Raw genomic sequence first — 12,036 nt, forward strand, 5'->3', positions numbered from 1 at the left:
CCGCCCGCACGGCGGCGAAGCCGAGGCGCGCGTAGAGGCGCCGCGCACCCGGATTGTCCGCGCTCACCGAGAGGCGGAGCGGCAGCCCGGCCGAGCGCGCCGCCGCCATGGTCTCGCCGATCAGCCGGGTGCCGAGCCCACGCCGGCGCCATTCCGGCAGGAGCACGATGTCGACGAGAGTGACGGCGTCGGCGCCCCGGTCGGTCACGATCCGGCCGATCGACTCAGAGTCCAGCTCGATCACCTCGAAGCAGGCGGCGGGATAGCGCGCTCTGTACGTCGTGCGCTGCCCCGCGAAGCCCTGGCGCAGGAGCCGGTCGCGCAAGGGCGGGTCGAGCCCGGCCAGGGAGGCGCCGTGGGCGGACGCGAAGAGGGCGAACAGGAACGCGCCGTCCGCCTCCGCCTCGGGGCGGCGATCCGGCCCTCGCGTCATGAACGGGGCGGGAAGATGCCCTGGAGCGCGATGATGAAGTTCACCGTCTGATAGGGCTGCCGGTTCTCGTGCGGCTGGCTGCCGCCCTGGAGGGCGATCGTGCCGCCGCTCAGTTGAACCGGACTCGCCGGACTGCCCGTGGTGAAGCTGTTGAAGGCATCCGCTCCGGTCGGATTCTCGGTCTGGGCGAGATTGGCGCCGGACGGCGCACTCGTGGAGCCGATCGTGGCATCGACGGTCACGCCGTGGGAATGGGAGGGCATCTGCGGAATCTGCAACGTGACGTTCTCGACGCCGCCGGACTGTCCCATCGGGTAGGATTGCCGGCCGCTGCCCTGGCCCTGATGGACCGGCACCCGGCCCCGGAGATCCGGCAGGCCGAAGGTGTTCACCCCGTCGCCGCCGAACTGCGTTCCGAGCAGGGCGTAGAGCGCCGTGTTGTTCCGGATCGGCAAGAGCTGACCGTTGCAGAAGGCCCAGCCCTGGGGCTCGTAATTGAAGCCGACCATCCTGATTTCGCCGAGAAACGGATCCATCGATTCCCCTAGTCTTCTTGTCTTGCGGTCTTCTTGTCTCGATCGTGCGTCGTCGTGATCCTGCCGTCGCCCGGCCGTCTCGACGAGGTCGCGCGATGCCACCCCGCCCCCGGCATCGACACAATCTGCGCACGGATGTAACCAGTGGACGAATCCTCAGGTTGCACCCACGGCATCAAGACAGACGCCGCTCCGCGTGTCACGCCCTTTTGCGCCTCTGCAATCAGGATAACGGTCCTGGCGCAACTGGACGCAACCCATGATTGTTGCGCTAATACAACATCGGAATGATATTAGAGTTCCGGCATTCCACCGCGCTTGATTAGAGTCTAGGCTTTAACGAATGCATGAGTCGCAAGCTTCGATTCAGGCAACGTCATAGTCATTGATGTCGAATCGAGGGTTTGGCGATGGCCACGGTCAATTACACCTACCAGTTCACCACGAACGGGATCACGAACAACATCACGCTCACCGTCGATACAACGACACTCTACACCTACAATTCGAACGGCGCCTTTCAGGGATACCCGATCACCGGGATCAGCGGCACCTTCAACGGCCAGACCATCACCAACTTGCTTCCGTCCAACAACACAACACAGGGCGGCAGCCCCGCGACGAATGACGGGACCGCGAACGGAGGCGGTGCGGCCGGCCAATACAACAACGTGTTCTGGCTCGACGACAGCCAAGGCAACGGCGGCATCGGACCCAGCGGAAAGGCGAGCATCTACGGTCTCGACAACCGGGGCGTCGCCTTCAGGGCCGGCGGAACCGATTACCGCAACGCCAAGCTGCCCACCTCGAATACCAACTTCATCTACCAGTCGAACGGCACGAATTCCCAGCCGACCACCTTCAATGCAGCGAATTCCGACGTGCCCTGCTACGTCACCGGCACGCGCATCCGCACGGCGCGCGGCGAGGTCGCCGTCGAGGATCTGGCGGTGGGCGACCTCGCCGTGACCGCCTCTGGCGCCGAGCGGCCGATCCGCTGGATCGGCCACCGGACGGTCGAATGCGCCCGTTACAGCGACCCCTGCACGGCCTGGCCCGTGCGCATCGCGGCCCATGCCTTCGGGGACGGCAAGCCCGCCCGCGACCTCCGGGTCTCGCCGGCCCACGCCCTCTGCCTCGACCTCCTGGGCGAGGTCCTCATCCCGGCAAACGCCCTCGTCAACGGCACCACGATCACGCAGGAGCCGGTCGAACGCGTCACCTACTGGCACGTCGAACTCGACAGCCACGACATTCTCATGGCCGAGAACATGCCGGCCGAGAGCTACCTCGACCTGAGCAATCGCGGCTTCTTCGTCGAGGCCGACACCATCGACCTGACGCTCGGGCCGGACGCCCCGGCCGCCCACGGCACCGCCGATTTCTGCCGCCCCTTCCATGCGAGCGGTCCGCTAATCGATCTCGTGCGGGCCCGCCTTCAGGAGCGCGCCGAGGCCGAAGGCTGGCGGCTCGCCGAGGCGCCCTGGGCCGACCTGCACCTCGTGGCCGACGGGCAGGTGATCCATCCCGATGTCGAAGGGCTCACCGCCCGCTTCGTCCTGCCGGCCGAGGCGCGCGACGTGACCCTCGTCTCGCAGGCCGGCCCGCCCGTCCATGTGGCGGACGGCATGACGGATCTGCGTCGCCTCGGCGTCTCGCTCGCCGCACTCACGATCGATGACGGCCTGATCGGCACCCGCGCCATCGCGCTGGACGATGCGCGGCTCGGCGCGGGTTTCCACGCGGTCGAGGGGGATGGCACCGTACTCTGGCGCTGGACCGATGGCGCGGCGCTGCTCCCGGCCTCCCTGTGGGCGGGCTGCCGGGGCACGGTGTTCCTGCGGCTGACGCTGACGCATGCCGCCCCGCAGCGCTGGGTCGGACCGCGCGAGGCCGCCGATGCGGCCGATCCTCTGGAAGTCCGCCACTGCGCCTGATCCGCCGACGACCGCACCCGCATCCTCCTGCGGCGCGCACCCCGATGCCGGACCTCGGTGAGCCCGACCCGTCGGTCCGGCTCACGGACCCCTGATCGGAGCCGTGGGAGCGCCCCAGCGCCTCACCAGCCCATGCTGCCCGGACCGCCCTTGAACGGGCCGACGATCCCGGGCGTGATCCAGCCGCCGTAGAAGCCGCCGGGCTGCGGGATCACCCGCGCGTCGCCGACGAAGCAGGCCTCCATCGGCCCGGCATAGAAGGCGACGTAGCCCGCGATCGGGGCGAAATCCGGCGTGGGGTCGGGATAGGCCCAGGCGGCCCCGTCCGCGCGCAGGCCGCCCGCCGCGACGTCGTACAGGACGGCCCGGCCCTTCCATTCGCAGATCCCGGCCAGGCGGGCCGGGCCGAGCACGCCGGCCGCCACGTCCCCGGGCGGGAGGTAATAGGTCGGCGGGTGGCTCGTCTCCAGCACCCGGTAGCCCGCCAGGGTCTCGGCGATGACCCGCCCACCGAAGACCACGCGCAGGCGCGTCGCCACCGGCTCCAGCCGGGGCGGGCGCGGATAGTCCCAGACGCTCTCCGCGTTCGGGCCGGGTGGGATCGGGGTGGGCCGCATGCGGTCGGGACCTTGCCTGGAGGGATCGGAACGGTCCGGGGGGACCGAATACCCGGGCAGATAGGGCAGGGGGCTGCCCCCGCCCCGATGTCACGCCGCCCGAAGTTCTCGCGTCGCGTTTTCCTCCGCTGCGTTTTCCCGCACGACGTTTTCCCCTGGCGCGCGGCATGCTAGCGCAGGCCCGGATCAGACGAAGGGACATCCTGCGTGACCGAGCCGACCGCCTTCGCCCTCTACCTCGACTTCGACGGCACCCTGGTGGAAATCGCGCCCAAGCCCGACCAGGTCCGGGTCGATCCGGCCCTCGCCCCGGCCCTGGAGCGCCTGCGCGCCCGGCTCGGCGGGGCGCTGGCCATCGTCACGGGGCGGCCCATCGGGGTGATCGACGACTTCCTGGGCCCCGTCCGCTTCGATGTCGCCGGCCTGCACGGGGTCGAACGCCGGGTCGACGGCGTCGTCTCCGGCGGCTCCGCCGCGGACCACCCGGCGCTGCGCGCGCAGGTGCCGGCCCTGCACGCGGCGGTCGCCCCCCTGGAGCACGTGCTGATCGAGGACAAGGGCGCCTCCGTGGCGGTGCACTGGCGCCTCGCCACGCCCCGCGACGCCGCCATGGCCGAGGACGCCGTGAAGGCCGCCGCCGCCGGTCTCGGCACCGGGTACCGGCTCCAGCTCGGCAAGGCGGTGGGCGAGATCGTGCCGGCCTCCGCTACCAAGGGCCATGCCATCCGGGCGCTCGCCGAGAACCCGCCCTATGCCGGCCGCCGGGCGATCTTCCTCGGCGACGACCTCACCGACGAGAAGGCCTTCGCGGTGGTCAACGAACACGGCGGCGTCAGCGTCCGCATCGGCGGGGCCGAGACCATCGCGGCGCGCCGCCTCATCGACCCGGAGGACGTGCGCCGCCTGCTCTACGCCTGGGCCGATGGCGCGGCCATCGACCCGGACGCCCTGCCGCCGGCCTGAGCGGCCCCCTCACCCCGATCCCCTCAACGCCCGCCCCCGAGCCGGGCCCCAGACGGAAGTGGCGCGCATGTTCGAGTTTCCCGTCCTCGTCGGCGATATCGGCGGCACCAATTCCCGCTTCGCGATCGTGCCCGAGGCCGGCGCCGCGCCGGTCCTGCTCTCCCGCGAGGAGACGGCCGGGCATCCCGATCCCAGCGCGGCCATCCGGGCCTCGCTCGCCAGGGGGGCCGGGGCGCAGGGGAGCACGGCGCCGCGCTCGGCGATCCTGGCGGTGGCGGCCCGCGTCGACGGGCCGGCCGTGCAGCTCACCAACGCCCACTGGGTGATCGAGGGCGCCCGGATCGGGCAGGATTTCGGGCTCTCGCGCGCGGTCGTCGTCAACGATTACGTGCCGGTGGCGGCGGGCGCGGCGGGGATCAGCCCGAGCGAGCTGACGCCCATCGGCCCGCGCCGCGAGGAGGGCCGGGCCGGGGACCAGGGCGCCCGCCTCGTGCTCGGCCCCGGCACCGGCTTCGGCGCGGCCGCCCTTCTGCCCGTGGACGCGCGCCTCCTCATCGTCTCCACGGAGAGCGGCCACGTGGATTTCGGGCCGGCCACGCCGGCCGAGCTCGCCCTCTGGCCGCATCTCGAGCGGGTCGAGGGCCGCGTCACCGTCGAGACCTTGCTCTCGGGCCCCGGCCTGACCCGGCTCCATGCCGGACTGCACCGCCTGCGCACCGGCACGGACGGCCCGCACCTCGATCCCGCCGCCGTCACCGAGGCCGGCCTCTCGGGGGCGGACCCGGACGCGACGGCCGCCCTCAACCTGTTCGCCAAGCTCCTCGGCCGCGCCTGCGGCGACCTCGCCCTGACCTTCCTGGCCACCGGGGGCGTCTATATCGGCGGCGGTATCGCGCCCCGGATCGTCGACGTGCTGCGCCAGGGCGCGTTCCGCCGGGCCTTCGAGCACAAGCCGCCCTTCGTGGCGCAGATGCAGGCGATCCCCACCAGCGTCATCACCGTGCACGATCCGGCCCTGACCGGCCTCGCCGCCCTGGCGAGCCAGCCCGACCGCTTCGTCTATCACGGCCAGGTCTGGCGGGCCTCCTGACCGCCCGCCGGACCCGCGCGGGACTGGCGGCGCTCGCCGCCGTTTTGGCCGGCCTCGTCGGCCACCTCGTTCTCGCCGCCCTGCTGACGGCGCGGCCGGGCGATGCCGGGCTCTATCCCGCCCGGGGGGAGGACGGCGTGGCCATCGCCCTGGTGTCGCACGGCTGGCATTCCGGCCTCGTCCTGCCGCGGGACGTCCTGACCGGGGCCGGGCCGGCGCTGGCCGACATAGCCACGCGGTTCCGGGCCTATCCGGCGCTCGAGTTCGGCTGGGGCGAGGCCCGCTTCTACCGGGCGACCCCGACCCTGGCGCAGTTCGATGCGGGCCTTGCCCTGGCGGCCCTGTTCACCCCCGGGGGCCGGCCGGGCGTGGTCCAGGTGGTGGGCCTCGAACGGCCGGCGCGGGACAGCTTCCCGCATTCGGAGATCGTGCCGGTGCGGGTCTCGCGCGCCGGACTGGCCCGCCTGCTCGCCCGGCTGGAGGCGAGCTTCCGGCTCGCCGAGGGCCGACCCGTCGCCGGCGGCCCCGGCCTCTACGGGCCGAGCCTGTTCTACGAGGGCGCCGGGCGCTTCTCCTACGCCAATGTCTGCAACCATTGGGCGGCGGGTCTCCTGAACGCCGCCGGCCTGCCCGTCACCCCGGTCCTCGACACGCATCCGGCCGGGCTGCTGCGGGACCTGCGCTGGCGCGCCGGGCTGAGTCCGATGCCGGCGGCGAACCTGTCCAAACCGTAACCTTCGCGCCACGCGCGGGTGAGGCACGGGGGCCTACACACCGGATCACGGGCCGCCGCTGGCGGTCCCCCCGATCCGGAGACCCCGATGACCACCCAGCCCACCCGCCTGCGCCGCAACGCCCTCGCCTCCGTCGCCGTGGCCGCCCTCGTGGCGACCGGCGCGGCCGGCGTCGGCCTGACCCAGCCGGCCGTCCCCGCCTACGCCCAGTCCCTCTCCAAGAACCCGATCGAGACCCCCGACCATCCGCCGGGCTCCTTCGCCAGCGTCGTCGACAAGGTGAAGCCCGGCGTCGTCGCCGTGAAGGTGAAGCTCGACGACAGCGCCGATTCGGACGACGACGGCGACGGTCCCGGCCAGCAGCAGGTGCCCCCGCAGCTGCGCGAGTTCTTCAAGCGCTTCGGCCAGGGCGGTCCCGGTCAGGGCCAGGGTGGTCCGGGCCAAGGCTTCGGCGGCCAGGCGCCCAAGCGCCAGGGCCAGCGCGGCGCCATGGGCTCGGGCTTCATCATCTCGGCGGACGGCTACGTCGTCACCAACAACCACGTGGTCGACAAGGCCAAGTCCGTGCAGGTGACCCTGGACGACAACCGCACCCTCGACGCCAAGGTCATCGGCAAGGACCCCAAGACCGACCTCGCGCTCCTCAAGATCACCGAGGGCGGGACCTTCCCGTACGTCTCGCTGAGCAAGACGGCGCCCCGCGTCGGTGATTGGGTGGTGGCCATCGGCAACCCGTTCGGCCTCGGCGGCACGGTGACCGCCGGCATCGTCTCGGCCCGCGGCCGCGACATCGGCGCCGGCCCCTACGACGACTTCCTGCAGATCGACGCCCCCATCAACAAGGGCAATTCCGGCGGCCCGACCTTCAACGTCGGCGGCGAGGTGGTGGGCGTGAACACCGCCATCGCGTCGCCCTCCGGCGGCAGCGTGGGCCTGGCCTTCGCCATCCCCGCCGAGACCGTGCAGGCGGTGATCGACCAGCTCCGGGCCGACGGCAAGGTGGCGCGCGGCTACCTCGGCGTGCAGGTGCAGCCGGTGACGAAGGACATCGCCGACGGCCTCGGCCTCGACAAGGCCAAGGGCGCCCTGGTGGACCATGCCGAAGCCGGGACCCCGGCCGCCAAGGCGGGCCTGAAGTCCGGCGACGTCATCGAGGCCGTCAACGGCAGCCCGATCAACGACGCCAAGGAGCTGTCCCGCAAGATCGCCGGCATCAAGCCGGGCGCCAAGGTGGAGCTGACCTATCTGCGCGGCGGCAAGTCCGACACCGCGACGGTGGAACTCGGCGTCCTGCCCAACGACACCAAGGTGGCGAGCACCGAGCGCGGCGCGTCCAGGGACGGCCAGCCGCGCCTGGGTCTCAGCCTCGCCCCGGCCTCGGAGGTCGGCGCCGGCTCCGAAGGCGTCGCGGTGATGGAGGTCGATCCCGACGGCCCGGCCGCCGCCAAGGGCATCGAGCAGGGCGACATCATCCTCGATGTGGCCGGCGCCAGCGTCTCGCGCCCCTCCGAGGTCGCCGAGCGCGTCCGCTCCGCCGAGACCAGCGGCCGCAAGGCCGTTCTGATGCGGGTCAAGAACGCCAAGGGCATCACCCGCTTCGTCGCGGTCGCCCTGAACAAGGCCGGCTGATCCGCGAGGCGGGCGTCCCGCCCGCTCTCGCCCCGCAACATCCGAAGCAATGCCGGCCCGCACCCGTGGGCCGGCATTCGCGCGTCCACCCTGTGCAAGCGAGCAACACTGCGCGCCCCCCTGTGCGAATCCCCCGTAAACGCGAACGGCGCCGATTGACGAGGAATTAACCTCAGATTTACTGAACTACCTGAGGTTGGGTTCGGGGTTCAGCGTGGCGTTTGTCGGGACAGTCATTCGGGCGCGCGTCGCGCTTCGCGCGATCCTCGCGTTCCCCGTACCCGTCATCGCCGCCCTGCTGCCCACCGGCGGCGCTGCCCGGGACATGGTGCTCTCCTGGCAGGAGACGGTGCAGATCGAGCACCGGGACCGAACCGAGCGCCTGCGCCGGCTCTCGGACCAGGCCCTCGCGGCCAGCCCCCGGTTCTTCGAGGAGCGCGTCTCCCGCGGCGAGCTTCCGGCGACGTTCGGCACGGACATCCCCGTGCTGCGGGTGGTCTTCCCGCAGCGGGTGTTCTTCGATACCGACGCATTCGCGGTGCGGGCGGAGGCGCAGGCCGTCATCGACGTGGTGGCCGCCGCCCTGCGCCGCGAGGCCTCCGACACCGCCGTCTTCATCGCGGGCCACACCGACGACCGCGGCAGCGACGCCCACAATTACGCCCTCTCCGTGAAGCGTGCCGACAGCGTCGCGCAGGCGCTGGCCGCCCGGGGCGTGCGTCAGGCCAGCGTCTGGCGCGTCGGGTTCGGCGAGGCGATCCCGGTGGTGCCCAACACCTCCGACACCGCGATGGGGCGCAACCGCAGGGTCGAATTCCTGTTCGGCCGCAAGGCGGAGGCCGTGGGCGTCTGGCTGGCCAAGCAGGAGACGCGCGTCTGCGCGGGCGCCGGCGAGAGCCAGCGCGCGGAGTGCCTGCGCGCCTTCGCGGCGCTGCCCCGCGTCGAGGCCGCCCCCGTGCGCACGGGTCGGGAGGCCCGGACCCTGGTGAGGCCGCCGCCCTCGGACGCCGTCCCCGTCCTGCCCACCATCGAGACGAAGAACCTCGTGGCGGTCGGTCCGCCCGTCCCCCCGGCCCTGGTGGCCCAGGAGCGCATCGCGCCCGCGCTCGTCCCGGCTCCTCCGATCGACAGGACCGTGGTGACCATCACCCGGGACGAGCCCGTGATCATCGACCTGCGCGAGAAGCGCGTGCTCGTGGAAAGGCTGGAGCGATGAGTCTCGACGAGTACAGGTCCCTCGACCTGCGGGTGGACGGGCCGATCGCGGCGGATCTCGCCGCGCAGCTCGACGAGGAGGCGCCACGCCCGGTCCTTCCCCTCTCGGCACCGCACGGGGCCAGCGCCGAGACCCCGGCCCTGCTCACGCCCGCCATGCTGGCCTGGTACCAGCGCCACGTGGCCTCGGCCCGGCGCAGCGCCCTCGCGGAGGTGCGCCGGGCCTTCGCGCAGGACCCGATGGCCTCGGGCAACCACGGCTTCCTGCTGGAGGCCGAGCTCGACCGGGTCGAGCAGACGAAGCAGGGCCACCTGCGCACGGAGCGCGAGATCTTCTACCAGCGCCGCGCCGTCTCCGACCTCACCGCCGAGATCGACCGCCTCCACGCCGCCTACGATCACAAGCGGTCCGAGCACGGACGCGACGCGGGGTCCTGGAACCCGGTCCTCAAGTATGGCGGCGTGGTCGCGATCATGCTGCTGGAATTCCCGCTCAACCTGTCCTCCTTCCTCAAGATCGACTTCCTGACGCCGGCGCTGGCCACCGCCTCGGTCTGCCTGATCGCGATTCTGTTCGCGTTCTCCAGCCATCTGATCGGGCGCATCCTGCGCCAATGGAGCGAGCGCTTCGGCGACGACGTCACGGCGCGTCTGCGGGCGGACAGCTATCGCCAGCTCGGCCTCGGCTTCGTCCTGTTCGCCATCGGGGCGGCGGCCATCGTCTTCAGCCGCTCCTACCTCGTCGCCGAGGCAGTCGCCCGCCAGGCGGCGCTCGGCGAGGAGGGCGGCAGCCCCGTCTCGATCTACGGCATCGCGCTGATCGGCAACCTCGCCGTCTACGCGGCCGCGGTCGCCTGGGTCCTGTTCACCGAGGACCCGGTGCCGGACTTCGCCGAGGAGCGCCGCCGCCTCGACCGGCTCAAGGCCCGGCAGCAGCGCTTCTACCGGACCGGCCTGGAGCGCCAGAAGCAGCAGCGCATCGAGCAGGCGCGGCGCGAATGCGAGCAGCTCGTGCGGCGCGAGGCCGACCAGATGAAGCGGCTGCGCAACTACGGCAGCTATCGCGGCCAGTTCGATGAGGTCCGCCGGAACGACGCGCGCGTCCTCGCCCTCCTGCAAGGCTACCGCGGCCGGCTGGTGGCGGAGACGCGGCGGCGCGGCCTGCAGACGACCTTCACCTACGACGACCTGAGCAGCGGCGATATCGGCACGAAGCGCGACCTCGACGGGGACGCCTATCTGAGCCGACCCCTGGCCCTCGGCCACGCCTGACGCGGAGAGTTTTTGCAATGCCGCGCCTACCGCTCAAGGCTCTCCTCGCCGGATGCTTCGCCACGGCCGCGCTCGCGCCCGGACCCGCCGGCGCGGCGGCGACCTACGAGGTCGTCCGCCAGGAACAGACCTGCCCCAAGGAGCGCCAGCCCCGCTCCCTGCGCCAGACCCTGGTGATCCTCGACGAGGCGATCGTGTCGGCCGGACCGGAGGCCAACCAGCGCTGGACCCGGATGGTGGTGGAGGCCGCCGACGCCCGAGACGCGGGCACCGGCGGCCTCGGGACACGCGAGCGCTTCACCCTCCTCGTCGCGCGGCGCGACGGCAGCGAACTCGTGCCGCTGTTCTTCGGCTGCTCGCCCAACCTGCCGCCGGAGGAGAGCGAGCGGGCCAAGGCGGGCGATTCGATGTTCGACCGCTTCATCGGCAGCGACAGCGAGGCCCGGCGCAAGTCGGCGCGGGACGCCTTCGCGGCCGGCCTCGCCCGGGCGCTCGCCCAGGTGCAGAAGCGCGCCCCCGAGATCGCCGCGCGGCCCGCTCCGGCGGACGGCCTCCTCAAGGCCCTCCAGAACGCCGGGCGCCTCGCCGATCTCAACCACGGCCTGCCGCGCATCATCCTGGTCACGCCCTTCGGGGTCGCCGAGAAGGGCCGCACCGGCGATGTGCCGGCGGCGCGGCGGGCCGGCTTCGAGTTGGCCGAGCGCAGCGCCATCGATTTCGGCCGGGCGGAGGTCTACCTCGCCGGCGCGGCCCTGGGAGACAGCGCCCCCCTCGAATTCGCCCGCGCCCTGGTCCTCGGCGCCAAGGGCCAGTTGGCGGGCGTGCGCTCGGACGGTTTGCCCCGCCTGAGCCCGGAGCCGACCAGCCTGCGCCTCTATGCGGGCTTCATCGACTATGTCGGCCAGCGCACGCCCCTGCAGGTGCGGCTGGCCGCCTCCGCCCAGGGCGATCTCGTCAACAGCTGGGTCGAGACCACCCTGAGCCGCACCACCGCGACGCCGCTGGCCGGCAAGATGCTGTGCCGGGGTCAGGAGAAAGGGCAGCCCCCCGGCGAGGTCTGCGAGGTGCGCGGCGACGGGCGCTTCGCCCAGGTCTGGTTCCCCGATCCGCAGGCCGAGCCCGCCGACCGGGGCAAGCTGCCCTTCGGCGGGGCCCGCACCATCGCCCTCGACCTCAAGGGGCGCACCGCCGCGGGCCGCATCCTCGATCCGAAGGTGATCTTCAGCGGCGAGAACGGCCAGCGCCGCGAGGAGCTGACCTTCGAGATCCAGCGCGTCGAGGACGGCCAGTTCTGACGGCATCCCGGCACAGTCCATGACCGCGCGCTCCCGGGGCCGGAGCCGCGGGACCGCGCGCCAGACCGGCGCCGGCCAGCACGCACGGCCCCGGGGGCGATGGACGATGATGACACGGACGGTACGAACGATCGGCGCGGCCTTGTGCCTCGGCGCGGTCCTGGCCGGATGCACGAGCACGCGGGGCGGCGGTGCCGCCTCGGCGGGCCCCGGCGGCTCGATCGACGAAGCGGTGAGCCGCTGCATCGCCTCGACCCTGGTGGGGGCCGGCGTCGGCGCCCTGCTCGGGGCGGCGGTGGGCGGCGGGCGGCGGGC

The 12,036-nt window shown here is 72.3% G+C and carries 11 protein-coding genes and 1 pseudogene; 9 read left to right on the forward strand and 3 right to left on the reverse strand.

Features of this window, described 5'->3' with window-relative positions:
- A partial coding sequence (locus K2X24_RS00775) for a GNAT family N-acetyltransferase (protein ID WP_292493763.1) occupies positions 1-433 on the reverse strand: 433 nt, incomplete at its 3' end.
- Complete coding sequence (locus K2X24_RS00780) at positions 430-942, reverse strand: tail fiber protein (protein ID WP_292493765.1); 513 nt, start codon at positions 940-942, stop codon at positions 430-432. The genes K2X24_RS00780 and K2X24_RS00775, both read right to left, overlap by 4 nt.
- A 437-nt stretch (positions 943-1,379) precedes the next feature.
- Here K2X24_RS00780 and K2X24_RS00785 point away from each other — a divergent pair, with 437 nt between their 5' ends.
- Entirely contained in the window at positions 1,380-2,906 is a 1,527-nt protein-coding gene (locus K2X24_RS00785) for a Hint domain-containing protein (protein ID WP_292493767.1), read from the forward strand.
- 122 nt (positions 2,907-3,028) lie between these two features.
- Here the strand turns inward: K2X24_RS00785 and K2X24_RS00790 are convergent, their stop codons facing one another.
- Positions 3,029-3,523 carry a DUF427 domain-containing protein gene (locus tag K2X24_RS00790; protein ID WP_292493769.1) on the reverse strand — a complete coding sequence of 165 codons (495 nt, stop codon included), beginning with the start codon at positions 3,521-3,523 and terminating at the stop codon, positions 3,029-3,031.
- A gap of 207 nt (positions 3,524-3,730) precedes the next feature.
- Between K2X24_RS00790 and otsB the strand changes: the two genes are divergently transcribed.
- From otsB to K2X24_RS00830, 8 genes and pseudogenes are all read left to right on the forward strand, one after another.
- Positions 3,731-4,486, forward strand: coding sequence for a trehalose-phosphatase (otsB, locus tag K2X24_RS00795; RefSeq protein ID WP_292493771.1), 756 nt, complete (start codon positions 3,731-3,733; stop codon positions 4,484-4,486).
- A 67-nt stretch (positions 4,487-4,553) separates the two neighbouring features.
- Positions 4,554-5,576, forward strand: coding sequence for a glucokinase (locus tag K2X24_RS00800; RefSeq protein ID WP_292493772.1), 1,023 nt, complete (start codon positions 4,554-4,556; stop codon positions 5,574-5,576).
- 44 nt (positions 5,577-5,620) lie between these two features.
- Complete coding sequence (locus K2X24_RS00805) at positions 5,621-6,310, forward strand: DUF2459 domain-containing protein (protein ID WP_292493774.1); 690 nt, start codon at positions 5,621-5,623, stop codon at positions 6,308-6,310.
- Between the two features lie 87 nt (positions 6,311-6,397).
- Complete coding sequence (locus K2X24_RS00810; RefSeq protein WP_292493775.1) at positions 6,398-7,939, forward strand: Do family serine endopeptidase; 1,542 nt, start codon at positions 6,398-6,400, stop codon at positions 7,937-7,939.
- Positions 7,940-8,153: 214 nt separating this feature from the next.
- Positions 8,154-9,155, forward strand: coding sequence for an OmpA family protein (locus K2X24_RS00815; protein ID WP_292493777.1), 1,002 nt, complete (start codon positions 8,154-8,156; stop codon positions 9,153-9,155).
- The gene (locus tag K2X24_RS00820; RefSeq protein WP_292493779.1) at positions 9,152-10,426 is read left to right on the forward strand and encodes a hypothetical protein; all 1,275 of its coding nucleotides are present in this window, start codon (positions 9,152-9,154) and stop codon (positions 10,424-10,426) included. The genes K2X24_RS00815 and K2X24_RS00820 overlap by 4 nt, the downstream gene beginning before the upstream one ends.
- A 17-nt stretch (positions 10,427-10,443) precedes the next feature.
- On the forward strand, positions 10,444-11,721 hold the full coding sequence (locus K2X24_RS00825; RefSeq protein ID WP_292493781.1) for a hypothetical protein: 1,278 nt from the start codon (positions 10,444-10,446) through the stop codon (positions 11,719-11,721).
- Positions 11,722-11,827: 106 nt separating this feature from the next.
- Positions 11,828-12,036: pseudogene (locus K2X24_RS00830) on the forward strand (hypothetical protein); the annotation flags it as partial.

The organism is Methylobacterium sp. (assembly GCF_019750675.1).
Lineage (GTDB): Bacteria > Pseudomonadota > Alphaproteobacteria > Rhizobiales > Beijerinckiaceae > Methylobacterium.

Coding starts and splice junctions, on each gene's coding strand:
- K2X24_RS00785 (WP_292493767.1), top strand. CDS start 1,380: ATGGCCACGGTCAATTACACCTACCAGTTCACCACGAACGGGATCACG.
- K2X24_RS00810 (WP_292493775.1), top strand. CDS start 6,398: ATGACCACCCAGCCCACCCGCCTGCGCCGCAACGCCCTCGCCTCCGTC.
- K2X24_RS00780 (WP_292493765.1), bottom strand. CDS start 942: ATGGTCGGCTTCAATTACGAGCCCCAGGGCTGGGCCTTCTGCAACGGT.
- K2X24_RS00825 (WP_292493781.1), top strand. CDS start 10,444: ATGCCGCGCCTACCGCTCAAGGCTCTCCTCGCCGGATGCTTCGCCACG.
- K2X24_RS00790 (WP_292493769.1), bottom strand. CDS start 3,523: ATGCGGCCCACCCCGATCCCACCCGGCCCGAACGCGGAGAGCGTCTGG.
- K2X24_RS00800 (WP_292493772.1), top strand. CDS start 4,554: ATGTTCGAGTTTCCCGTCCTCGTCGGCGATATCGGCGGCACCAATTCC.
- K2X24_RS00820 (WP_292493779.1), top strand. CDS start 9,152: ATGAGTCTCGACGAGTACAGGTCCCTCGACCTGCGGGTGGACGGGCCG.